Below are 24156 nucleotides of genomic sequence, written 5' to 3' on the forward strand. Positions count from 1 at the left end.
GCGAATTTCCTCATTGCTCAACAGTTTTCGGCCTCGCGGTAGGTCCTGGTGATCCGTCCCCGTGGACTGGTCACCACTTCGTAGTGGATGGTGCCTAGCAGATCGGCCCATTCCTGCGCGGTCGGCTCGCCATCGGCGCCGGGACCGAACAGGATCGCCTCGTCGCCCTCCGTCACGTCGAGGTGACCGGGGCCCAGGTCGACGAGGAATTGGTCCATGCAGATGCGTCCGACGCCGGGGCGGCGCCGGCCGTTGATCAGTACCTCGAGCCGGCCGCCTAGCGACCGGAAGACCCCGTCGGCGTAGCCGATCGGCATCAGCGCCACGGTGGTGTCACGCTCGGCGATCCAGGTGTGCGCATACGACACACCTTCGCCGGCACGGACCGACTTCACCAGCGCCACAGCACATTTCACGGTCATCGCGGGTATCAGTCCCATGTCACCGCGTTCGGGGACGGGGCTAAGGCCGTACACCGCGATGCCCGGCCGCACCATGTCGAAGGCCAAATCGGGACGCGACATCGTGGCCGACGAATTCGACAGGTGGGCGATGTCGAATCGCACACCCTGGGCGCGCGCCTCGGCCAGCATCTCGGCGAAGCGCGCACCCTGGACGTCGTTGACGCTGTTGCCCGGCTGGTCGGCGAACACCATGTGTGACATCAGCGCGCGCACCCGGACGGCGTCCTCGGCGACGGCGCGGCGCAACGCGGCCAGCATCGCCGGATACTGGGCCGGCGGCACGCCGTTGCGGTTCAGCCCGGTGTCCACCTTGACGCTCACGGTGGCGGTTCGTCCGGTGCGGCGCACGGCGTCGAGCAGCTCGCCGAGTTGACGCACCGAGGACACCGCGATCTCGACGTCGGCCAGCAGCGCCGGTCCGAAGTCGATGCCGGGCGGATGCAGCCACGCCAGCACCGGCGCGGTGATGCCGGCCGTGCGCAGTGCCAGGGCTTCGTCGACGGTAGCCACGCCCAGTTCGGCGGCACCGGCGGCCAGCGCGGCGCGGGCCACCGGGATCGCTCCGTGGCCGTAGCCGTCGGCCTTGACGACGGCCATCACCTGGGCCGCACCGGCGTGCCCCCGCAGCACCCGCACGTTGTGGGCGATCGCCTGGAGGTCCACGACGGCCTCGGCGACGACGCCGGGTGCCAGGGAGAGCGGGGTAGCTGCCCGGGTGTTCATGGCCGCCATTGTCCCAGACGCTGGTTGCAGCCTCGCGAAACTACGCGGTCAGTGCGCGAAGTGCTCCGCCCGGTAGTGGCCGCCGGGCTTGAGCTTATCCAGCGAGACCAGCGCGGTGCGGGCGTCGTCGTGCAAGGCCCGGGCCAGGTCGGCCGAAAGCCCCTCCCGCACCACGATGCGCAGCACCGACACGTCGGTGGCGTTGTCGGGCATCGTGTAGGCCGGCACCTGCCAGCCGTAGCCGCGCAGCTCGTGGGAAACGTCGAATTCGGTATAACCCAGGCCGCGCTGCAGCCGGAAGGCGACCACCGGGATCGCCGAGCCGTCCGAGATCAGCTCGCAGTGGTCCCCGACCCGCAACTGTTCGCCCAGCCAGCGCGCGGTCGACGACAGCGTCTGCATCACCTGGGTGTAGCCCTCGCGGCCCAGCCGCAGGAAGTTGTAGTACTGGCCGACCACCTGGTTGCCGGGGCGGGAGAAGTTGAGCGTGAACGTCGGCATGTCGCCGCCCAGGTAGTTGACGTGGAACACCAGGTCCTCGGGCAGGTACTCCTTGCTGCGCCACACGACGAACCCCACACCGGGGTAGGTCAGCCCGTATTTGTGGCCGCTGACGTTGATCGACACCACCCGGGGCAGCCGGAAATCCCATTTCAGCTCGGGGTGCAGGAACGGCACCACGAACCCACCGCTGGCGGCGTCGACGTGCACGGGGACGTCCACACCCCCGCCCGCCGCGACCTTGTCCAGCGCGGCGCAGATCTCGGCGATGGGTTCCAGCTCGCCGGTGTAGGTGGTGCCCAGGATCGCGACCACCCCGATGGTGTCCTCGTCCACGGCGTCGACGACCTGCTCGGGGGTGATGACGTACCGCCCCTCCTCCATCGGCAGGTACCGCGGTTCGACGTCGAAGTAGCGGCAGAACTTCTCCCAGACCACCTGGACGTTGGAGCCCATCACCAGGTTCGGGGTGCGGCCCTTCCAGTTTTTGCCGACCTTTGCGCGCCACCGCCATTTCATCGCCAGGCCGCCCAGCATGACGGCCTCGCTGGAGCCGATGGTGGACACCCCGACGGCGCTGCTCGGGTCGTCGTCGCGCAGGTCCTCGGCGTGGAACAGGTCGGCCACCATGCAGACGCAGCGCTGCTCGATGGCCGCGGTGGCCGGGTATTCGTCCTTGTCGATCATGTTCTTGTCGAACGTCTCGGCCATCAGCTTCCCGGCCTCGGGATCCATCCAGGTGGTGACGAAGGTGGCCAGGTTCAGCCGGGAGCTGCCGTCCAGCATCAGCTCGTCGTGAATGAAGCGGTAGGCGGCTTCGGGGTCCATCGACTCCTCGGGCAGCCGCAGCGCCGGAACCGGCGCGGTGAACAGGCGGCCGGTGTAGGCGGGGGTGATCGAGTGCGCGGGCATGGACGGGTGCTGCGGCATGCGGAAATCCTTCCTAGAGAGAAGCCAGGGCCGCGCGGATGTGCGGCACGATGCGCGACGCCGACGTCGGCGCCTCGCCGGGTCCCGGGTCGGCGGCGGAGAGCGCCGCCGCGCGGGCGTGCACGAACGCCCCGGCCGCGGCGGCCTCGGCGGCGGGCAACCCGGACGCCAGCAGCGCGCCGATCATCCCGGACAGCACGTCACCGGACCCGGCCGTCGCGGCCCAGGACTGGCCGGCCGGGTTGAGGTAGACCGGTCCGCCCGGGTCGGCGATGACGGTGACATTGCCCTTGAGCAGCACGGTCACGCCCAGCTCGTCGGCCAGTCTGCGGCACGCGCCGACCCGGTCGTCACCCGGCGGACCACCCGCCAGCCGGGCGAACTCCCCGGCGTGCGGCGTCAGCAGGGTCGGGGCCTTCCGGTTGGCGACCAGGTTGGGGTGGGCCGCCAGGATGGTCAATCCGTCGGCGTCGACGAGCACCGGCAGGTCAGTGTCGAGTGCGAACCACAGGGCGGCCGCGCCGACATCGTCGGTGCCCAACCCGGGGCCGACGACCCAGGCCTGCACCCGCCCGGCCGCCGCGGGGGTCGGTGTCGCGATGACCTCGGGCCACGCCGCGAGGACCTGGCCGTGCCCGCTGCCCGCGTAGCGGACCATGCCGGAGGTGGCGGCGACGGCGGCGCCGGTGCACAGCACGGCCGCGCCCGGATACGTCGACGAGCCGGCCAGGATGCCGGTGACGCCCTGGCTGTACTTGTCGTCGTGCGGACCGGGCACCGGCCAACGGGCGACCACGTCGGCGGCCTCGAAGCCCAGCATGTCGGTGTCGGGCAGATCCAGACCGATGTCGATCAGCTTTACCCGCCCGCAGTCGGCCAGCGCGTGCACCGGCTTGAGGCCGCCGAAGGTGACGGTGAGCGTGGCGCGCACCGCGGGCCCGGTGATCGCGCCGGTCGCCACGTCGATGCCGCTGGGGATGTCGACGGCGACCACCGGGATATCGGCGCCGTCCGCCGTTTTCGCCGCGGCGAACACCTCGGCGGCGGCGGGGCGCAATGGCCCGGACCCGGAAATGCCGACCACGCCGTCAATGACGAGATCGGTTGTCGGGGCAACCTTTGCTACGACGCGTCCGCCGGCCTTGCGGAACGCCGCCAGCCCGTTGCGGTGGGCACGGTCCGGGTTGAGCAGCACCGCGTCGGCGGCGGCGCCGCGACGCAGCAGAAAAGTAGCCGCCCACAGCGCGTCGCCGCCGTTGTCACCGGAGCCGACGACCGCGCACACCCGCCGGCCCACGACGCCGCCGGTGCGCGCGGTCAATTCGTGGACGAGTTCGGTGGCCAGGCCGAACGCCGCACGCTTCATCAACGCGCCGTCGGGCAGGCTGGCCAGCAACGGCGCTTCGGCGTCGCGGATCGCTGCCACGGAGTAGTAATGCCGCATCGAATTCAGCATTCCATGCAACGTTGTATTCGCGCACAGCAGCCGTTAAGGAGCCGTCCGTACATTCGATGGCATCGCCGAATAGACGGACAGGAGGGGCGATGGCGCGATCGGATGACGACACCTGGGACCTGGGAAATGGCGTGGGAGCCACGGCAACCGGCGTGGCGGTGGGACGCGCGCTGGCGACGCGGGCGCCCCAGCCGCTGATCAACGACCCGTTCGCGGAACCCCTGGTGCGCGCCGTCGGCGTCGAGTTCTTCACCCGTCTCGCCAGCGGCGAGCTGGATCCCGCCGCGGTCGACGACAACGGTGACTTCGGGATGCTGGGCATGGCCGACATGATGGGCCTGCGCACCCGGTTCTTCGACGACTTCTTCGTCACCGCGGCCGCGGCCGGAATCCGGCAAGCGGTGATCTTGGCGTCCGGTCTGGACGCGCGCGCCTACCGGCTGCCGTGGCCGGCCGGAACCACGGTGTTCGAGATCGACCAGTCACAAGTCATCGCGTTCAAGACCGCGGCCATGGCGGAGCTGGGCGCCGAGCCCACGGCCGATCGGCGGGCCGTGGCCGTCGACCTGCGCCACGACTGGCCGGCCGCGCTGCGCGCCGCGGGCCTGGACCCCGCCGAGCCCACCGCGTGGAGCGCCGAGGGCCTGCTGCCGTTCCTGCCGCCGGACGCCCAGGATCGCCTGCTGGACAACATCACCGCGCTCAGCGCGCCGGGCAGTCAATTGGCCACCGAGAATGTGCAGGGCGCCGACGATGCCATAACGGCGATGGCCGAACGGATTCGTCAGGTCACCGAGCAGTGGCGCGAGCACGGCTTCGACATCGAGATGACCGACCTCTGGTACGGCGGCGACCGTAACGACGTGGCCGATTACCTCGGCTCGCACGGCTGGACGACCACCGCCACCACGGCGCCGGAATTGGCTGCCAATTACGGTGTTTCGCTGCCGCCGCGGCCCGCCGCGAACCCCGACGCGCAAGCCACGCTCACCTCGCTGCAGTACGTGACCGCGACGCGGGCCTAGCCGTTGCCGGTGTCACCGACCGCGCGCAGCGGCGGTGCGGCCGCGGCGTCGAAGGATTTGGTCAGCCATTCGCTCATCGCCGCGGCCAGCGCCGCCCGATTTTCGCGTTTGACGATCTCGTGTCCGTCGTCGGCGAACAACAGGTAGCGCACGTTGCGGCCGGCACGGCGCAGCGCGTCGACGATCTGTTCGGATTCGCTGACCGGGACGTTGGTGTCGTGCGCCCCGTGCACCACCAACAGCGGGGCGACCAGCGCATCGACCCGCAGCAGCGGTGACAACTGCTCGAGCAGTTCACGGTCGCCGACCGGGTGCCCGTACTCGGGGTAGGCGGAGTCGGCGATCCAGGGTTCGGTGTTGCGGTAGAACGTGCTCAGATCGCTCATCCCGCAAATGCTGACGCCCGCTGCGAACAGCCCGGGGTGAAACGTCAGGGCCGCCTGGGTCAGGTAGCCGCCGTAGGACCAGCCCGCGCAGGCGATCCGGCCCGGGTCGGCAAGCCCGTTGTCGACCAAAAAGTGCACGCAGTCGGCGACGTCGTCGATGGCGGCGAAGCGCTTCTCCTTGTCGTCGGCGTGCAGGAAGCTGCGGCCGAATCCGCCCGAGCCGCGGACGTTGGGCGCCAGCACCAAAAACCCGTCGGTGACCAGCCGGGAGAAGATGTCGTTGTAGCCGGGCCGGGCCTGGCCCTCCGGGCCGCCGTGCAGGAACACGACCGCACCCGCCGCACCGCCGGGGTCCATCGACCGGTACAGCCAGGCGTTGAGTTGCAGGCCGTCGCGCGCAGTGATCGTCCGCGGCTCGGCGCAAACGTCGGGAACCGGTGCGCCGCGGTCGCGTTGGGTGTCGATGGGTTCCCACTCCCGCGAACGCGGATCCACCAACTCGACGGTTCGGGGCATGGCCGGCCCCTCGACGGTCATCGCGACCATCGAGCCGCCGGCACTGATCGACAACTCCCCCGCGACCGGCCCGGGCAGTGGAATCGGCTCGGTCAGCGTGTAATCGGTGTACTCGAGAATCTGTAACTCGCTGCGGCCCTGCAGGTTCCATAACAGCGCGACGGTGGAGAGGTCGTCGCTGACCACGAATTCGGCGAGATCACAGTCGGGCCGTTCGGCCACCACCGAGTACTTGACGCCGTCCAGCGTGACGGTGACCTCCAGCAACCGGGCGTACTCGCAGCCGTTGTCGCTGCGGATCAACGCCCGCACATATCCGTCGGCACCGGTGCCTGGGTTGTACAGCTTGGTCAGCTCACCGCCTAATCCGTAGCGCAGGCGACGGGGCTGGTGGTCGTCGAGGATGATCCCGTCGGCCGTAGTGGAGCCGGGATCCGAAGGCAGCAAAGCGATTTCGGTCTGACTGAACAACATGATCATCTCGTGGTAGCCGCGCGGGCCCACCCGGATCAGCGCCGCACCGCCCCACGCGTCGACCAGCCGGCCGCCGGATCGACTGTCCAGCACGACGTGCCGGCCGTTGGTGGGATCGATCAGGCACGACCGCCCCACGCCGTCCTCACCCGTCAGGATCGCCGCGACCTGGGTTCCGTCCCACGCGATCAGCTCGGCGGTCCCGGCTTTTTGACGGTCGATGCGCCAGGCCATGCGATCGTCGGGATCGGTAGTGACGACCCAGATCTGGCTGCGCGAACCGCTGCCGTCCAGCGTCACCTGACAGGCCAGCCACTGACCGTCCGGCGAGTGGATCACCCGGGAGACCGGCCCCTCGACGGGAAGCTCCACATCCCGCGAAGAGCTGGCCCGCCAGCCACGCAAAAAGCGTTGTACGGCCCGGGGATAACCGCCGTCGTCGACAATGTGGGCAAATGCCGTGGCGTCCGGCGACAACGATGCGCCGTAAATCTCGCGCACCTGCCCCATCGTGTCAGCCTTCCATACTCCGAGTGCGGTCATCGGTCAGCGCGTAGCGTGCCACATCGAGCTCCCGGACGCGCACGTTAGGGATGTCGGACGGCCGCAACTCAGCCGGGCAACTCGCCGGGATACCGGAAACGCCGGAATGCCGCCCGCGCCCGCGCCGGGCTCCACTGCCTATCGCGTTCGGCCCGGGCCATCGGATAGAAGCACAGCCCGACGACGACCGAGGTGAAGTGACCTATCGCGGTGAAGTCCAGCCCGTGCCGGGTCATGGTAAGCAGCGGAAAGCCGAAGATGATCAGCAGCACACCGAGATACAGCCAGCGCCATGGCCGCTCGATGCGATACGTCAGCACGGCCATGATGGCGACGAGGAAGTAGCTGACCCCGATGTCGCGGGAGTGCACCAATCGTTCCGACGCATCGTGCTCCTCGATCGCGAAGTACAGCACGCTTTCGCTGATGTAGGTCGACAGGATGTGACCGGTCAATCCGATGGTCAGCCACTTCAGGTGGCCGAGCCAATGCTCGACCGGGGCGAGAAACAGGGTGAACAGCAGCAGGTACGGTTCCAGACTCTTGCCGTCGATCCACAGCAGGCTGGAAAACAGCACGGTGAGCGGGTCGGTGGCCAGTTCGTGAATGTTGGTGGACCGGTGCAGCAACACCGAGTGCAGTTCGCGGCGGGGCAGCTGGTGCTGGATGATCGTCGTGATCAGCAGGACGGCCAACCAGCCGTAGGTTAGCGGCGCACCGCTGACGTAATGCCATACCGCGAGCGCCAGGCTCCGTAGTCGCGCTCCCACCGATGCACCCGCCACGGCGTCAACCTTCGCATGCCCGAGGGCGCCGGCAAACGGTCAGGCCACCTTTACCGGTTCGGGTCGTTCGGATTCGGGTCGCAGGTGCCGCCACCAGCAGTAGACGTAGAGCAGCATCGACAACACCAGCGTGACGATGACCCACAAGGTGACGGTGATGTCGACCCAGGATCCGATCGGGGGCACGTCGGGCAGCGCATTGCGCAGCGGCAGCACCGCGAAGAGCATCGCGGCATACCACGTCGTCATCGGGGGCTGGAATTTGCGGCGGTTGCGGGCGGTCTGGATCGCGACGAACGCGCCGACCGCGGCGAGCGCGATCAGGACCACGACCAGGACGGCGGCGAACGCCGCAGTGCTCGGCGAGCGGGTCATCGAGACGCGGTAGGGCGAGTTCGGACGGCCGGTGCCGACGACGGACAGTTTCCAGCCGGAAACCCTGTCGACGAATTTGACCGCGACCTGTTCGGGCGCCGGCTCGGAACCGTAGATGAGGTCGACCGTGATGGGCCCCGAACGATAATGATCGAGCGGCCATTTCGACGGGTCACCACCGATGGTCAGCGGGACGGGATAGTCGCCCGGCAGCATGCCCTTGGTCCAGGTGCGTTTGCTCGGCGTCACCGCGGAATGAACCACCACGGCCAAGTCCGAGTTGAGGCCGCGACTGGCCGGGTCCAGCAGCCCGGGTCCGGGGGCGATCGTGACGTTGGCGTTCAGTGCGCCCTGCATCGCATGCAACTCGAGGAAGTCGATGGTCACCGTGGTGCCGTCGGCGGCCGTCGCGCCCGCGGTCAGCTGCACCGGGCAGCCGCAACCGGATCGGGAATACAGCGCGACTGTGATGGCGTACGCGGCAACGAAGAGGATCACCACTCCCAGCACGGAGAATTTGAGGCGCCGCCCCGCTGCGTTGCCGTTCGACAAGGTTGCCCCCCCGCTGACTGCGTCCGAGATCCGTTCCGGCCAAAGATAGTAAAGATGGGGTCGGCTTGTCCGCGTATTCTCGCTATCCGTCGCCCGGCCGCCCGTCGGGTGCGGCAGCCGTAACGGGTTGCAGCCGCAGATGCCGCCACCAGCAAGAGATATAGATCCCCATCGCGATCCCCAACAGGATGATCACCCACACCACGATGGTGATGTCGATCCAGCTTCCGAACGGAGGCGCATCGGGCAGCGCATTGCGTAGCGGCATCACGGCAAACAGCATCGCCGCATACCAGGTCGTCATCGGCGGTTGGAATTTTCGCCGGTCGCGCAATGTCTCGATGGCGACGAATAGGCCCAGACCGGCGAGTCCGATCAGGACACACACGATGGCGACACCGAACGCCACGGTGCTCGGCGATCGATACAGATCCACTCGATAAGGGCCGGTGGGCTCGGCTTCGTTGACGCGAGTGACGTCGACCTTCCAGCCGAGCAGACGGTCGACCATGGTCACCGTCGCAGGCACCGGTGTATGCGCAGAGCCGGATGACAGTTGAGCGACGACGGGACCCGAATGGTATTCGTCGAAAGGCCAGTCCGCGACTTCGCCGGTCAGGACCAGCGACACCCGAAACACGGTGGGCAGCGTGCCCTTCGGCCACGTCTGCGCGCTGGACGTCACCGCCGAGGCGGCGACGATGCTGAGGTCGTCCTTGAGGGCGTGGGTGTGTGGGTCCAGCAGTCCGGGTCCGGGGACCACGCTGATGTTGGCAACCAGGACGCTGTTGTCCGACTGAATCGCTTCGACGTCCGTGGTCATCTTGGTTCCGTCGCCTGCCGACGTATCTTGCACCACGACGTGCGGATGACCCATGCCGCTGCCGATGTACAGCGCGATCGAGGCGAGATAGGCGACGACCAGCAGCACGACACCAGCGATGCCGAACCGCGTGCGCCGTCTACTCAACGGTGACCGACTTGGCCAGATTCCGTGGTTTGTCGACGTCGTATCCGCGCGCCTGGGCCACCGCCGCGGCGAAGACCTGCAGCGGAATCGTCGACAGCAGCGGCTGCAGAAGTGTTGATACCGAAGGGATTTCGATCAGGTGGTCGGCGTAGGGCCGCACGGCGTCGTCGCCTTCTTCGGCGATGACGATCGTGACCGCGCCGCGGGTCTGAATCTCGCGAATGTTCGACATCAGCTTGGCGTGTAGCGTAGCCGATCCCTTGGGCGACGGCATGACGACGATGACCGGCAGGTCGTCCTCGATCAACGCGATCGGGCCGTGCTTGAGCTCGCCCGCGGCGAAGCCCTCGGCATGCATGTAGGCTAGCTCTTTGAGCTTCAGCGCGCCTTCCAGTGCCACCGGGTAGCCGACGTGGCGCCCCAGGAACAGCACCGTCGAGGACTGCGCGAACCGGTGACCCAACGCCGAGACCGGTTCGATGGTCGCCAGCACCCGAGACACCAGCTCCGGCATCGCTTCCAGCTCGCGGTATTCGCGTTCGACCTCGTCGGGATATTTGGTGCCCCGGGCCTGCGCCAGCGCCAGCCCGACCAGGTAGTTGGCGGTGATTTGGGCCAAGAACGTCTTCGTGGAGGCCACCCCGATCTCCGGACCGGCGCGGGTGTACAACACCGCATCGCACTCACGCGGGATCTGCGATCCGTTGGTGTTGCAGATCGCCAGCACCTTGGCCTTCTGCGCCTTGGCGTGCCGGACCGCTTCCAGGGTGTCCGCCGTTTCACCGGATTGCGAGATGGCCACCACCAGCGTGCTACGGTCCAAAACCGGGTCCCGGTAACGGAATTCGCTGGCCAATTCGACCTCGACCGGCAGCCGCGTCCAGTGCTCGATCGCGTACTTGGCCAGCAGCCCCGAGTGATAGGCGGTGCCGCAGGCGACCACGAACACCTTGTCGATCTCGCGCAGTTCCTGATCGGACAGCCGTTGTTCGTCGAGCACGATGCGGCCGTCGACGAAGTGCCCCAGCAGCGTGTCGGCCACCGCGGTCGGTTGCTCGGCGATCTCCTTGAGCATGAAGTACTCGTAGCCGCCCTTTTCGGCGGCGGCCAGGTCCCAGTCGATGTGAAACTCGCGCGCATTCACGTCATCCGGGTTGCCGTCGAAATCGGTGATCCGATAGCCGTTTGCGGTCAGCACCACGCACTGGTCCTGGCCGAGCTCGACGGCGTGCCGGGTGTGCGGAATGAAGGCCGCGACGTCGGAGCCGACGAACATCTCGCCGTCCCCGACGCCGACCACCAGCGGGGTGGACCGCCGGGCGGCCACGATGGTGCCGGGGTCGTCGGCATTGGCGAACACCAGGGTGAAGTGGCCCTCGAGACGGCGCAGCACCGACAGCACCGAGGCGGCGAAGTCGCCGGCGGTCGGGCCGTGGTGGTACGCCCGCGCGACCAGATGCACGGCGACCTCGGTGTCGGTGTCGCTGGCGAACTCGACGCCGGCCGCCTCCAGTTCCTGACGCAGCGTGGCGAAGTTCTCGATGATGCCGTTGTGGACGACGGCGATCTTGCCGGCGGCGTCGCGGTGCGGGTGGGCGTTGCGATCGGTGGGGCGACCGTGGGTGGCCCAGCGGGTGTGGCCGAGACCGGTGGTGCCGCCCAACTCCGCCGGCGCCATCTCGGCCACCGCTTTGTCCAGGTTCTCCAGTCGGCCGGCCCGGCGGCGCACCGTGAGCCGGCCGGTCCCGTCGACGAGCGCGACGCCGGACGAGTCGTAGCCGCGGTACTCCATGCGGCGCAGCGCGTCCATGACGACCTGGCAAGCAGGGGCCTGCCCGACATAGCCGACGATTCCGCACATTGTGACTAGGGTAATGCAGCCCTGCGTCCCGGCCAGCCCGCCGCGGCGGGTTTGGCGTGCTCACGCGACCCTGCGGGGCGTGCGGGCGGGCTTTGACGGCGGGTTTTGACCCGAATTGTCGACCCGAGCACATGCCTGCCGGTGCCGGTATGGTGGGGCCGCCCACCTGCGAAAGGCCGCCGTTGACCGGTCCGCTACCCGACCCGTACCGCCGCTTCTCCGTGCGGCTCCACCACCACACCGGTGCGCTGGTCCTGTGGCACCAGCGCAGCTACACCTGCACCGGCACGCTCGAGCAGTGTGAGGAGGCTTACCGGCATGCGCAGATGCACTGTCTGCTGGCCGGATGGTGGGGCCTGCTGTCGTTGTTGCTGATGAATCCGATCGCGCTGATCTCCAACTACACGGGGATCCGGCGGGTTCGGGGGCTGGCCACGCAGGCCCCTCCCCCCGCGGCACCGCCACACCCGGTCGGACCGCCGCCGGGCTGGTATCCGGATCCCGGCGGGCCCGGACAGCGGTACTGGAACGGTGCCGCGTGGACTCACTGGACCCATCCCCGCTAACGTCGACGGGTGGCCCGCATCCGCAAGCTCGTCGCCGCCCTCAGCCGCCGAGGCCCGCACCAGGTTTTGCGGGGTGATCTGGCGTTTGCCGGGTTGCCGGGCGTGGTGTACACGCCGGAATCCGGCCTGAATTTGCCGGGCATTGCCTTCGGGCACGACTGGCTCAGCGGCACGGTCCGCTATGCGGGTCTGCTGGAGCATCTCGCCTCGTGGGGCATCGTGGCCGGGGCCCCCGACACCGAGCGGGGCCTGGCGCCGTCGGTGCTCAACCTGGCGTCGGACCTGGGCACCACCCTGGACATCGTCGCGGGGGTGCGGCTGGGGCCGGGCAACATCAGCGTGCACCCCGCCAAGCTCGGCGTGATCGGCCACGGGTTCGGCGCGTCGGCGGCGATATTCGCCGCGGCCGGCATGCCGACCGCGCTGGCCGCGGCGGTGGCGGTGTTCCCGACCGTCACGGCTCCCCCGGCCGAGGGGCCGGCCGGGTCGCTGAAGCTGCCCGGTTTGATCCTGAGCACGCCGGGTGACGCAAAGGCATTGAACGCCAATGCCTTAACGCTCTCCCGCGCCTGGGGCACCGCCACGCTGCGGATCGTGGCCAAGGCGCAGGCCGGCGGGCTGGGCGAGGGCCGACGGTTGGCGTCGGTGCTGGGGCTGCCCGGCCCACACCGTCGCACCCAACGAACGGTGCGGGCGCTGCTGACCGGCTATCTGCTCGCCACGCTCGCCGGCGACAAGACCTACCGTGACTTCGCGGATCCGGATGTGGTGCTGCCCAAGACGTCTGAGGTCGATGCGGCGCAGCCGGCGGTTGCCGTCGAGGAAAAGATCGTCGCACTGTTGAAGTGATGGGGCCCTGCACCGGCGATGGATCACGATCCGGCGGTCGCTGCCCCGGCATCCGGCGGCGATCCCGGCGTGATTAAGTGACGTGCATGCGCATCGGAATCGCTTTGGACTATTCGGGCGGCTTCCACGAGGCCGTCGACCGCATCGTCGAGCTGGAAAAGGCCGGAATCGACATCGCCGTGGTCGCCGAGGCGTATTCGTTCGACGCCGTGAGCCAACTCGGCTACCTGGCCGCCAAGACGACCACCGTGGAACTGGCGTCCGGGGTGTTTCCCATCTATATCCGCACACCCTCGCTACTGGCGATGACGGCCGCGGGCCTGGACTTCGTATCCGACGGCCGGTTCCGGCTGGGCATCGGTACGTCCGGGCCGCAGGTGATGGAGGGTTTTCACGGCGTCGAGTTCGACGCGCCGATCGGCCGTACCCGCGAGATCGTGGAGATCTGCCGGAAGGTGTGGCGCCGTGAGCGAGTGCAATACGACGGCAAGTACTACCAGCTGCCGCTGCCTGCGGAGCGCGGTACGGGTTTGGGTAAGCCGCTGCAGCTCATCAATCACCCTGTGCGCGAACGGATTCCGGTCACCATCGCCGCCCTGGGCCCGAAGAACGTCGAATTGACCGCCGAGATTGCCGAGGGCTGGCAGCCGGTGTTCTATCTGCCCGAGAAGGCCGACGCGGTGTGGGGCGAGGCGCTGGCCGCCGGCACCTCCAAACGGGACCCGGCACTGGGGCGCCTGGACGTCATGGTGCACGCATCGCTGGCCATCGGCGACAACGTCGAGGAGCGGCTGGCCTGGGTGAAGCCGCAACTGGCGCTCTATATCGGCGGCATGGGCGCCAAGGGCCGCAACTTCTATCACAACCTGGCGACCCGCTACGGGTTCGGCGAGGTCGCGGACAAGATCCAGGAGCTGTACCTGTCCGGCCGCAAGAGCGAGGCGATCGACCTGGTGCCCGACGAGCTGGTGCGCGGGATGTCGCTGATCGGCCCGCGGGGTTTCGTGCAGGAGCGCATCGCGGCCTTCGCAGCATCCGGCGTGACGACGCTGCTGGTCAGCCCGGCGGCCAGCGACACCGACGAGGCCAGGCGCTTCGTCGAGGACGTGCTGCAGCTGCGCGACGCCTGAGGCTCACTGGCCGGCCTGCGGTACCTGGTCCGCGGCGATCTCGCAGGGAGTGGATCCGCCGGTCGCCGGCGCGGGCGTGACCGGCGCCGCGGCGGCCGGTGCCGCCGGGCCTGCAGCAGGCTGCGGCGCGGGCGGCGGCGCATCGGCGGGCATGTCGGCCGGCACGTCAACGGGTGCGGGATCGGGCGCCGGTGGCTGCTCCGCGACGACCTGCGCCTCCTCGGGCTGGTCGGGCTTGTCGTGCTCGTCTTCGTCTTCGGGCTGGAAGGGGTCCTCATCGGGGTCGCCGAACGGATCGTCGGCTGTCGCATCGTCGAGGCCCGCCGGATCATCCACGTCGTCGGCGCCCGGACCGAGCAGACTACCCAGCGCGTCGACGATGCGGCTCGCCAAGCCGCCCAAGCCGCCCAAGCTGCCCAGGCCGCCCGCGTCGCTCGTGCCGCTCAGGCCGTCGGATCCCAGGCCCGAGGACCCCAATGCCGATGCCGGATCCGGCAGGGGCGGCGCCGCCGGCGCGGGTGCCGACGGCGCGGGGTCCGCGGGTGCAGCCCCAGCGGGCAGCACCGCGGCGGGCAGCGTCGCCGCCGGGGCACTCGCCAGCACGGGCGCGACCGGGATGGCCGGCGGTGGCGGCGAGTGCTCCGGCGGCGATACGGTGGGCCCCAGATCGCCGGGAAACTCGAAAAGCGGCGCCGACGCGGCGGCCAGGCGGTCGTTCACCATGTCGTACGCCGCCCCGAACGCGGTCAGCGACGACCGCATCGCCGCCAACCAGTCACCGCGAATGTCGTTGTCCACGTAGGGCATTACCTGCGCCCGGACAGTCTCTTCGGCCGTTGAGCGCTCGGCCGTCCCGGACGTCACCACCGCCGCGGCGGCCAACCACGACGCCCGCTGCGGCTGCGATCGATCGTCGATGGCGATGACGGTGGCCACCTTCGAATCGAGCAGGTGCCACAGGTTGTCGCGCAGCGATTCGCACCGCTGCGCGGCAGCCCGCACCTCGTTGGCGACAACCGACGCGGCATCGCAGTGGCGCTGCAGGAACGCCGCCGCGGCCTCGCTGCCCGGGCCCGTCCACGCCGCGGTCAACTCGCCGAGCTGGCCCTGCGCAATCCGCAGCCCTTCCCCCACGGCCTGGCCCGCCGCCCGCAGCTGCCCGCAATCACGGTCCAGCACAAGTAGATTCAAGCCGTCCTCGCCGTCTAACCAGTCACGCAACTGCCAGCGGTGCGCCGTCAGGTCGGGGTGTTGGTAGCCCAGCGCGTGACAGGCGTGCACGTAGGCCTGGGTGTGCTCGATGGCGACTCGTCCCTCGGCCAGGCGACCGGCGACGTCGAATCGGTCGGCCACGCGTCAGGCGATCCGCGCCGCGGCATACCGTTCGGCGTCGACGTAGCGTTCAGCGCCCGAGCGCAGCGCGACGGCGATTGCGACCGAGGCCCGCGACCATTGCGACAACTGCGCCGCCAGCCGCTCCAGTTCGGCACGCAACGCATCGCCGCGGGCGGTGTACGCCCGTCCTGCCGTCGCCCCGCTAAAAGTCAAGGCCGCCAAGTGATCACACACGGCACGGTCGACCAACTCAGCGGCGGCCCGCATCTGATCCGCGACCCGGTGCACCGCGGCGACGTCGATTTCGGTGCGGTCAAAGGCCGCGTTTCCTATCCCCATGCCTTATCCGACGCCGCGGTGCGCGTCGGGGTTCCGGCGGAAAAAGACTTAGCCCTGCGCGCTGACGGCCGCGGCCACGCGGCTGGCCAACCGTTGCGCGGTGTCTTCTTCGGGCGCCTCCACCATGACCCGGATCATCGGTTCGGTTCCGGAGGGACGCAACAGGATTCGTCCGGTATCGCCGAGTTCGGCCTCGGCCTCGTCGACCGCGCTGCGCACCGCGGGTGCAGTCGCCGCGGCGGCCTTGTCGGCCACCTCGACGTTGATCAACACCTGCGGGAACGACTTCATCTTTGAGGCGAGGTCGGCCAGCGGCAGGCCCGTCTGCACCATCCGCGTCATCAGCCGCAGCCCGGTGACGATGCCGTCGCCGGTGCAACCCAGGGCGGGCATCACGATGTGACCGGATTGCTCGCCGCCCAGGCTGTAGTCGCCGGAGCGCAGCTCCTCTAGGACGTAGCGGTCACCCACGCCGGTGGTGCGGACGGTGACGCCCGCCGAGCGCATGGCCTGATGCAGCCCGAGGTTGCTCATCACGGTGGTGACCAGGGTGTTGGACGTCAGTTCGCCGGACTCCTGCATCGCCAGCGCGAGCACCACCATGATGGCGTCGCCGTCGACCAGCTCGCCCTTGGCGTCCAGCGCCAAGCAGCGGTCGGCGTCCCCGTCGTGCGCCAGGCCCAAGTCGGCGCCGTGCGCCAGCACCGCGGCGCGCAGCGAATCCAGGTGGGTGGAGCCGCAGCGGTCGTTGATGTTGAGCCCGTTGGGCTCGGCGTTGATCGCGATGACCCGGGCGCCGGCGGCGCGGTACGCGCGGGGTGCGGCCGAGAAAGCCGCGCCGTGCGCGCAGTCGACGACGACGGTCAGGCCGTCGAGGGGCCGCGTGCTGGCCTTGCCGACGTGGCGCAGGTAGCGGTCCGCGGCGTCTTCGGCGTCCAGCACCCGGCCCAGTCCGGCGCCGACCGGGCGCAGCCCCGGACCGGCGGCGACCAGCTGCTCGATCTGGTCTTCGGTGTCGTCGTCGAGCTTGCGGCCGCCCGGGCCGAAGACCTTGATGCCGTTGTCGGGCATCGGATTGTGCGAGGCGGAGATCATCACGCCGAAGTCGGCGTCATAGGCGCCGGTCAGGTAGGCCACCGCCGGAGTGGGCAGGATCCCCACCCGCAACGCGTCGACCCCCTGGCTCAGCACGCCGGCGATCACCGCGGCCTCCAGCATCTCGCCACTGGCCCGTGGATCGCGGCCGATGACGGCGACATGGCGCCCGGGCTTTCCCGGCGCGGCCAGGCGCCGCGCGGCGGCGACGCCCAGCGAAAGTGCCAGTTCAGCGGTCAGTTCGCGATTGGCGACTCCGCGTACACCGTCGGTGCCGAATAGTCGACCCATCGAACAAACCTCTCACAGTGACGTCATGCGCACAAAGCGCATCTACTGTTGTGACCGCAACCGCGCACGTTGGCGCGACGACACGCCGAGAACGGCGCACAAATGACGCACAACGAGACGCGGTCGCGGCCAGAAAGTGATCGCCGGATCAGCGCTTGCTGTACTGAGGTGCCTTGCGGGCCTTCTTGAGGCCGTACTTCTTGCGCTCGGTGGCACGCGGGTCACGGGTGAGGAAGCCGGCCTTCTTCAGCGGGGGCCGGTCCTCGGGCTGGGCCAGGATCAGCGCCCGGGCGATGCCCAGCCGCAGCGCGCCGGCCTGACCCGACGGGCCACCGCCGTGCAGCAGCGCGTAGACGTCGAAGGTCTCCACCCGGTCGACGGTCACCAGCGGGGCCTTGATCAGCTGCTGGTGCACCTTGTTCGGGAAGTAGTCCTCCAGGCTGCGGCCGTTGAGGTTGAACTTGCCAGTGCCGGGCACCAGGCGCACCCGCACCACGGCCTCCTTGCGGCGGCCGACGGTCTGGATGGGCCGATCGAGCACGATCGGGGCACTGGGCTGGGCCGCCGGGGTTTCGAGCGCCGTCTCGGCCGGGGTCTCCTCGGTCACGTCCGCACCGGTTTCGTCTGCGTTTTCCAGAGTGGGTTCGGTCACTGGGCCACCTGCTTGATCTCGTACGGGACCGGCTGCTGCGCCGCGTGCGGGTGCTGCGGGCCGGCGTAGACGTGCAGTTTGCGCTGGATCTGACGGCTCAGCTTGTTGTGCGGGAGCATGCCGACGATCGCGTTCTCGACCACGCGGGTGGGGTGCTTGTCCAACAGCTCACCGATCGTGCGCTTGCGCAGACCGCCGGGGTACCCCGAGTGGCTGTAGGCAAGCTTGCTCTGCAGTTTGTCGCCGGACAGGGCGACCTTGTCGGCGTTGATGACGATGACGTAGTCGCCGCCATCGACGTTGGGGGCGAACGTGGGCTTGTGCTTACCGCGCAGCAGGGTGGCTGCCGCGACGGCAAGACGGCCAAGCACTACGTCCGTGGCGTCGATGACGTACCACGACCGCGTGGTGTCACCCGCCTTGGGCGCGTAGGTGGGCACAGCGCTTACCACTTTCTCTTTGCGAGCCGTTCAGCTCGGGGTCGGATCCCGGTTCGAGCCCGGGTGCCGGTCAGGCATACACGGTTGGGGTTTGGTCTCGGCGACCGACGTTGACCCGAGTCCCCGGCGCACCGCACGCCAACGGAGCAGCTTACCGACCCAGATCCCCGCAGGTCAAAATCACTGTGTGGTCCCGACGGCTCTCCTTTCCGCCGGGACCACACAGTTGCTCATGGTCGGGCTATCTCGCCCAGAGGCCCGCCGCCCTGCGGTCGGCGTCGGCCACCTCTTGCGCACCGTCGCGCACGGCGTTGCCCAGGTCCGCCAGTATCTCGTTCAACGCGGTGGCCGCCTGGTGCCATTGCAGCTGTTCGGCCTGGTAGGCGGCCGCCGCTTCGCGGGTCCAGAGCTGCTGAAGTGGGGCGATCTGTGATCTCAGTTCGTCCAGCGCGGCGTTGAACCGCGCGGACGTGGTGTGAATCTCCTGGCGCACCGAGTGCTCGATTTCGCCGAAGTTGTACGAAAGCATGGGATCCACCGCAGCGCTCCTCACAGATTCCCGCCGGCGGCGGCGATGTGCTGGGCATGGTTGTGACCCGCCTCCTGTAGCACGGCCTCGTTGTGCCGAATCGTCTCGGCGATCGTGTGCAGCACCCGGTACAACCGAAGCGACTCCGCGTTCCAGCGATCCACCACGTCCCGGAACCGCGCGGCGGCGAGGCCACCCCAGACCGACGGCGGCACACTGTTCATCCGGCCGATGAAGGCCTGCAACATCGCCCGGATCTCCTCGTTACGAGCGTCCGTCGTACTCGCGACCGAGCGCATCAAGTCGAAGTCGGCGCTCAGCGCGTTGGTGCCCGGCGGTGTAGCCACCCTTTCCCCTTTCTGCTGACACCCAGTACGACCTCGCCCGGCGCCGATCGGTTCCCACCATTTTTCGATCCACCTCATTCGACGGCGTGGGCGGTGCGCACCGCCTGCTCACATGCCGCGCCGACGGCCCGCTCGCCGCCGGGCCTGCTCTGGCAGCCGATGCTGATTCGCAGCGGGCCATCGACCAACACCGTCCACCGCACGTGGTGGCTGGGGCGCACCTCTCGGTACCGCACCGCCGGCCGCCCGGCGCTAACCCCGTCGGGGTCGAAGTCCACGAACACCCCGCGGGGCTCCGCGTCGATCGCGCGCCGCAGCTGCTCGGCGACCGCCGATTGGGTGTCGTCGGCGATCGCCGATTGGGTGATGTGCAGCGCCGCCTCGGGATCCGACGGGGACGTGACCTGCACTCGCGCCGAGCCCGGACCCGCGACCACGCGCCGCACCAGCCAATCGCCGGGCACGCTGACCGCCACCCGGCCCTCCACCAGGACGGCCGGCGCCGGCGCAACCCCGGTGGTCACACCGCCGTCCGCCAGGGTGGCCAGCGCCGGCCCGGTCGCGGCCAGCACCACCCCCGCCGCGGCCAGCCGGCCCGGGCGCCGATGGCGCGGCCGGGTGTCGTCGGTCTTCTCGACGGCGAAGGGCGGGGAGGGCGACAAGGCCGCGGTCGAGCGGCTCGCCGACGACGCCAGGCGGGCCAACCGGGCGTCGTCGATTTCGATCGTCGTGCCGCCGCATCGACGCACCCGGTCACCGATCATTGCCGCAAGCGCCGGCGCACCGCACACAGCACTGGGCACGTCGATCACGATTGTTGCTGTGCGGCAGCCTATTTCGTCGATTCGTTCGATGACCTCGTCCGCGACCGCACAGGGCGCACCAATTCTCGGTACGGCGCCGCCGGCGATCGCGACCAACCGTTCGGCGATCTCCACCACCGCCGTGTGCCCCGCACTGGCTGCCCGCTCGAGCAACCACGATCGGGGACGCAGCTCGACGTCGTCCAGGACCGTCGCGGCCGCCGCCACCATATCGATGCGCGGCGACGGCCACCACGACGGGTACAGCAGCAGCGCCCCGGTGTCCCCGCAGCGCAGTGACTGCAGCACGGAACGCCACAGGGCATCGGCGGGCACCACACGCCCGTGCACCGAGGCCCACCGGTCGTCGAGCGCAGCCATCGCAATATCGCCACGATCCAGGGTTGTGGTTGGGCCACAACATAATCGGCGAACGGTCCCGGGGCCGGTCGCGATCATGGTGCGGTGCCCGCTCACGGCGCCGGGGTCCAGCCCACCTGCAATGCCTGTTGGTCGCCGCCGCGACCAACCAGCACGGCACGTCCGGCGGGCAGGCGCACCGGTCTCCTCGAACCCAACAGCGTCCCGTCGTCGGGACCCGCGCTCATCATCAATCCCACGCAACCGAATTCGAGCAGACCCGCCAACAACGGCTCGAACAGTCCGCGTGCCGCACCCTCGCTGCGCCGTGCCACGATCACGTGCAGCCCGAGATCCCGTGCGTGCGGCAGGTATTCGAGCAGGGGTAGCAGCGGATTCCCCGTCGCCGCGGCGACCAGGTCGTAGTCGTCGACCACGAGGTAAACATCCGGACCGGACCACCAGGACCGCGCGCGCAGCTGCGCCGGGCTGACCTCTTCCGGCGGCATCCGCCGCTGCAATGTGTCGAGCAAGCCGGGCAGCAGCGCCCGCAGCGCGGCCGGTGACATCGCGTAGCCGTCGAGATGTTGCGACTCGACCACGCCGAGCAGGCTGCGCCGATAGTCGACGATGCACAGCCGCGCCTGTTGCGGCGTCGTGGTGCGAACGATCTCGCGGCACACGGTCCGCAGCGTCGCGGTCTTTCCGCATTCGTTCTGTCCGAGAATCACCAGGTGCGAGTTCCGCTCGAAATCGATTGCGATGGGCCGCAGTCGGCGCTCTTCCACACCGAGCAGGATGTGGGCCTTGTCGGGCGGCCGGGTAGCCGCGTCCGCGCGCCGTATGACGGCGTCGTGCTCGAGGTGGGTGGGCAGCAGCGGTATGGGCGGTGCCGCCAGACCGTCGGCGCGGGGCGCGAACGCGCTCACCTCGATCGGCGGGCAGACGACCATGTGCAGCCCGTCGCGGGAGAGGCCCCGGCCCGGTCGGTCGCGGGGCACCTCGTGTGCCCGCCTGCGGTCGATCTCCGAATCGGCGGGATCGCCGAGCCGCAATTCGATGCGGGTGCCAAGCCGATCTTTCAGCGACGGCCTGATCTCGGCCCAGCGCAGGGCCGAGAGCACCACGTGCACACCGAACGAAAGACCTTGACCGGCAAGGGCAGTGATGGGTTCTTCGAGGTCCGGAAACTCATGGCGCAGCCCTGCCCAGCCGTCAATCACGAGAAAGACGTGGCCGGCCCGAGTTCGGCCGCCGGCACCGGACGCGAGATGTGACGCCTCGCGGCCGCGCACGAGGGATGCGAGTTCGGCGATCATGCGCACGGCGAGCTGGGGTTCGGCCCGGCCGGCGACGGCCCCGACGTGCGGCAGGCCGCGCAGCGCCGTCAGCATGCCGCCGCCGAAGTCCAGGCAATAGAACTGCACCTGATCCGGCTCGTGGGTGGCGGCCAGCGCGGTGATCAGGGTCCGCACCGCGGTCGATTTGCCGGATCGCGGCGCGCCGACGACCGCGGCATTGCCGCCGGCGCCGGACAGGTCCACCGTCAGCGGTGCTCGGGATTGGTCGAACGGTCGGTCGATGATGCCGATGGGCACTCGCAGCGCACCAGCGTCGCCCAGCAGGGGTTGCAGCGGCGGCGCCGAACCCAGCGGCGGGAGCCAAACTTGGTGGGCGCGTGGCCCGTGCCCGGCCAGCCGATCCAGCACCCCGCGCAGCACGCTGGGTCCCGGCGCGTCCTCTTCGCCGGCACGCGTCACCGGGCCGAGCGCCTCCGTGGTGAACAGCCGCACCGATGCCGGCGCATCCCCGGAAGAGGCGACCGGCGCAGGCGGGTCCGGTTGCGCGGGTCCAGACACGAACGCGGTGTGGAAGCCGATCAACTCACCGCTACCCACCCGCAACAGTCCGACGCCCGGCGTGTTCGGCAACTGGTACGCATCGGTGGTGCCCAGCACGATTCGGGATTCGCCGGCCGACAGGGTTTTCAAGCACACCCGATACGACAGGTGGGCTTCCAGTCCCCGCAACCGGCCCTCGTCGAGGCGCTGGCTGGCCAGCAACAAATGCATGCCCAACGACCGGCCGAGTCGACCGATCGCGACGAACGTGTCGGCGAAATCCGGGTGCTGGCTCAATAATTCGGAGAACTCGTCGACGACGATGAACAGCGCCGGCAAGGGGGGCCGTGCCGGGTGGGTGCGGCGGGTCAGGTCGTATGCCGCCTTGCTGGCACACCCCGCCGTGCGCAGCAGCTGTTGTCGACGGTTGATCTCCCCGGCGAGTGCGTCGCGCATCCGGGCGACCAGCGGTGCGTCTTCCGAGAGATTGGTGATCACCGCGGCGACGTGAGGGGCCGCCGCGAGATCGAGAAACGTTGCGCCGCCCTTGAAGTCGACCAGCAGCAGATTGAGCACCGATGGCGAATTGCGAGCCATCATGCCCAGTGCGACCGTGCGCAGCAGCTCAGACTTGCCCGACCCGGTGGCGCCGACGCAGAGACCATGGGGCCCCATGCCGTTCTCGGCGGCCTCCTTGATGTCCAGGTCGAGGGGCGCGCCGTCGACCGTGTATCCCAGCGGTGCACGCAGCGCGCCGCATCGATCGTGCCGGTCCCACCGGGAATGGGGGTCGAACCGAGCGATGTCGTCGATGCCGGTCAGCTCCAACCAGCCAGCCCGTCCGGCACGGAGGGCTCCGGCGTCCACCCCGCAGGCGGCCAGCCGCCGGGCGCATACCAGCGTGTCCAGCGGTTCCATCGCGTCGGGCACGGTGGCCGGCAAGCCGGGGGGCTCGATCGTCACCGGCGACCGGTCGCGGCCCGGCCGCAGTCGGAGGATGGTCGTGTTCGAGAGTGCCTCGGCCGCACCATGATCGACGCTGTCCTCGGCGTCGTGGATCATCACTGTGCGTGCCGGCGGCGCGACGTCGGCCAGCTCGCGGTGCGCCTCGGTGGCATTCGGGTAGACCATGCGGAGTGCCCCGACCGCATCGCGCGCGACCGGGTGAGCATTGTGCGGCAACCACTTCAACCAATCCCAATACTGGCGGCGCCCCGGCTCGACCACACCGACGATCCACAGTTGGTCCGGGCGGTGCAGCACCGCCAGCTGGCACAGCATCGCGCGCAGCAATCCGCGTGCTTGTGCCGGGTCCCCAACGATCGTCAGGTACTCGTTCGCGGTCAGGTCGATGGTGATGGGCGCCTGCTCGACCGTCGCGTAACTGTCCACGAAGCGGCGCGCGGCGGCGACGGTCACCGGATCTGCCCGCTGTCCCGGCTGAATCTCCGGTCCGATCAGCCGAGTCGAGAGCGGACAGGGGCCCACGCCGACGCGAACCACCGCGAAATCGGGGTCGCCCGCGTGCCTTTCCCACATCCGCGGGCCGCCGATCAGCGTCCATAGCCGGGCCGGATCCGGATGGTCCCGCCGCAGTGATTCACGTTGCGCCGCCGCGGTGTCAGTCACCCTCGCACGAAGTTCGCTCAGGTATTCCAGATACTCGTGGCGTTGCCCATCCAGCCGGCCACGTTGCCGGTGTCCAGGCTGACTGATCGCGGTCAGCACCATCGACACAAGCATCATCAGCGGGAAGACCAGGAACGCGGGGGTGCGGGCGGCGGTGGAGCCGGAAACGACGCTCACCGCCACGACCGCGAGCGCCACGACGGACATGCCGACCGGCAGCAGCCGTACGATCAGCCTGCGTCCGGGCAGGTTGGACAGGTCCGGCGGCGCGGCGATGACGACGTCGTCGGTCGGAGCCGCCGGCGGCTGCCGCATTGTCGGCGCGAAACCCTGAGTCATCGCTGGCCTCCTACTGCGCGACGACGGTAGACAGCACCCGAATCGACCGC

General features: G+C 69.2%; 21 protein-coding genes. 4 read left to right on the forward strand and 17 right to left on the reverse strand.

What is annotated here, in order from left to right; translation table 11 throughout:
• Window positions 1-17: 17 nt before the first annotated feature.
• The 3 genes from alr to AWC25_RS01040 are packed head-to-tail and all read right to left on the reverse strand — an operon-like array spanning window position 18 to window position 4062.
• The gene (gene alr / locus AWC25_RS01030) at window positions 18-1187 is read right to left on the reverse strand and encodes an alanine racemase (protein ID WP_372513458.1); all 1170 of its coding nucleotides are present in this window, start codon (window positions 1185-1187) and stop codon (window positions 18-20) included.
• Window positions 1188-1235: 48 nt separating this feature from the next.
• Window positions 1236-2618: a glutamate decarboxylase gene (gene gad / locus AWC25_RS01035; RefSeq protein WP_069399116.1), complete on the reverse strand. Its 1383-nt coding sequence runs from the start codon at window positions 2616-2618 to the stop codon at window positions 1236-1238.
• A gap of 13 nt (window positions 2619-2631) precedes the next feature.
• Window positions 2632-4062 carry an NAD(P)H-hydrate dehydratase gene (locus tag AWC25_RS01040; RefSeq protein WP_069399192.1) on the reverse strand — a complete coding sequence of 477 codons (1431 nt, stop codon included), beginning with the start codon at window positions 4060-4062 and terminating at the stop codon, window positions 2632-2634.
• Between the two features lie 101 nt (window positions 4063-4163).
• Here AWC25_RS01040 and AWC25_RS01045 point away from each other — a divergent pair, with 101 nt between their 5' ends.
• Window positions 4164-5099, forward strand: coding sequence for a class I SAM-dependent methyltransferase (locus AWC25_RS01045; RefSeq protein ID WP_069399117.1), 936 nt, complete (start codon window positions 4164-4166; stop codon window positions 5097-5099).
• Here the strand turns inward: AWC25_RS01045 and AWC25_RS01050 are convergent.
• The 5 genes from AWC25_RS01050 to glmS all read right to left on the reverse strand — a co-directional run bounded on the left by AWC25_RS01050 (window position 5096) and on the right by glmS (window position 11561).
• Entirely contained in the window at window positions 5096-7018 is a 1923-nt protein-coding gene (locus tag AWC25_RS01050) for an alpha/beta hydrolase family protein (protein WP_372513457.1), read from the reverse strand. The genes AWC25_RS01045 and AWC25_RS01050 overlap by 4 nt on opposite strands.
• 68 nt (window positions 7019-7086) lie before the next feature.
• The gene (locus tag AWC25_RS01055; RefSeq protein ID WP_069399119.1) at window positions 7087-7803 is read right to left on the reverse strand and encodes a rhomboid-like protein; all 717 of its coding nucleotides are present in this window, start codon (window positions 7801-7803) and stop codon (window positions 7087-7089) included.
• A 39-nt stretch (window positions 7804-7842) separates the two neighbouring features.
• On the reverse strand, window positions 7843-8730 hold the full coding sequence (locus AWC25_RS01060) for a DUF4436 domain-containing protein (RefSeq protein WP_069399120.1): 888 nt from the start codon (window positions 8728-8730) through the stop codon (window positions 7843-7845).
• Window positions 8731-8812: 82 nt separating this feature from the next.
• Window positions 8813-9700: a DUF4436 domain-containing protein gene (locus tag AWC25_RS01065; RefSeq protein WP_069399121.1), complete on the reverse strand. Its 888-nt coding sequence runs from the start codon at window positions 9698-9700 to the stop codon at window positions 8813-8815.
• Entirely contained in the window at window positions 9693-11561 is a 1869-nt protein-coding gene (glmS, locus tag AWC25_RS01070) for a glutamine--fructose-6-phosphate transaminase (isomerizing) (RefSeq protein ID WP_085166231.1), read from the reverse strand. Before glmS ends, AWC25_RS01065 begins: the two co-directional genes overlap by 8 nt.
• A 149-nt stretch (window positions 11562-11710) precedes the next feature.
• Between glmS and AWC25_RS01075 the strand changes: the two genes are divergently transcribed.
• From AWC25_RS01075 to AWC25_RS01085, 3 genes are all read left to right on the forward strand, one after another.
• Window positions 11711-12127 (forward strand): DUF2510 domain-containing protein, encoded by a 417-nt coding sequence (locus AWC25_RS01075; protein ID WP_069399193.1) that lies wholly within the window; start codon window positions 11711-11713, stop codon window positions 12125-12127.
• 9 nt (window positions 12128-12136) lie between these two features.
• Window positions 12137-12976, forward strand: a complete 840-nt coding sequence (locus AWC25_RS01080; protein WP_069399123.1) for a dienelactone hydrolase family protein — start codon at window positions 12137-12139, stop codon at window positions 12974-12976.
• Between the two features lie 86 nt (window positions 12977-13062).
• Window positions 13063-14106, forward strand: a complete 1044-nt coding sequence (locus AWC25_RS01085) for an LLM class F420-dependent oxidoreductase (protein ID WP_069399124.1) — start codon at window positions 13063-13065, stop codon at window positions 14104-14106.
• Between the two features lie 3 nt (window positions 14107-14109).
• Here AWC25_RS01085 and AWC25_RS01090 read toward each other — a convergent pair whose 3' ends face one another.
• The 9 genes from AWC25_RS01090 to eccCa form a co-directional block, all read right to left on the reverse strand.
• On the reverse strand, window positions 14110-15459 hold the full coding sequence (locus AWC25_RS01090; protein ID WP_069399125.1) for a hypothetical protein: 1350 nt from the start codon (window positions 15457-15459) through the stop codon (window positions 14110-14112).
• 3 nt (window positions 15460-15462) lie between these two features.
• Entirely contained in the window at window positions 15463-15780 is a 318-nt protein-coding gene (locus tag AWC25_RS01095) for a DUF7162 family protein (protein ID WP_069399126.1), read from the reverse strand.
• Window positions 15781-15828: 48 nt separating this feature from the next.
• The gene (gene glmM, locus AWC25_RS01100) at window positions 15829-17166 is read right to left on the reverse strand and encodes a phosphoglucosamine mutase (RefSeq protein WP_069399127.1); all 1338 of its coding nucleotides are present in this window, start codon (window positions 17164-17166) and stop codon (window positions 15829-15831) included.
• A gap of 148 nt (window positions 17167-17314) precedes the next feature.
• Entirely contained in the window at window positions 17315-17773 is a 459-nt protein-coding gene (gene rpsI, locus AWC25_RS01105) for a 30S ribosomal protein S9 (protein WP_085166246.1), read from the reverse strand.
• Window positions 17774-17814: 41 nt separating this feature from the next.
• Window positions 17815-18258 carry a 50S ribosomal protein L13 gene (gene rplM, locus AWC25_RS01110; RefSeq protein WP_069399129.1) on the reverse strand — a complete coding sequence of 148 codons (444 nt, stop codon included), beginning with the start codon at window positions 18256-18258 and terminating at the stop codon, window positions 17815-17817.
• A gap of 241 nt (window positions 18259-18499) precedes the next feature.
• Window positions 18500-18787, reverse strand: a complete 288-nt coding sequence (locus AWC25_RS01115; RefSeq protein WP_142278650.1) for a WXG100 family type VII secretion target — start codon at window positions 18785-18787, stop codon at window positions 18500-18502.
• A 20-nt stretch (window positions 18788-18807) separates the two neighbouring features.
• Window positions 18808-19134, reverse strand: coding sequence for a WXG100 family type VII secretion target (locus AWC25_RS01120; RefSeq protein ID WP_069399131.1), 327 nt, complete (start codon window positions 19132-19134; stop codon window positions 18808-18810).
• Between the two features lie 74 nt (window positions 19135-19208).
• Window positions 19209-20414 carry a type VII secretion-associated protein gene (locus AWC25_RS01125; protein ID WP_069399132.1) on the reverse strand — a complete coding sequence of 402 codons (1206 nt, stop codon included), beginning with the start codon at window positions 20412-20414 and terminating at the stop codon, window positions 19209-19211.
• A complete protein-coding gene (gene eccCa / locus AWC25_RS01130) occupies window positions 20411-24082 on the reverse strand; it encodes a type VII secretion protein EccCa (RefSeq protein ID WP_142278651.1) in 3672 nt (1223 codons plus the stop codon). Before eccCa ends, AWC25_RS01125 begins: the two co-directional genes overlap by 4 nt.
• Window positions 24083-24156 lie beyond the last annotated feature (74 nt).

Origin of the sequence: Mycobacterium sherrisii (genome assembly GCF_002102355.1) — a bacterium.
Taxonomy (GTDB): domain Bacteria; phylum Actinomycetota; class Actinomycetes; order Mycobacteriales; family Mycobacteriaceae; genus Mycobacterium; species Mycobacterium sherrisii.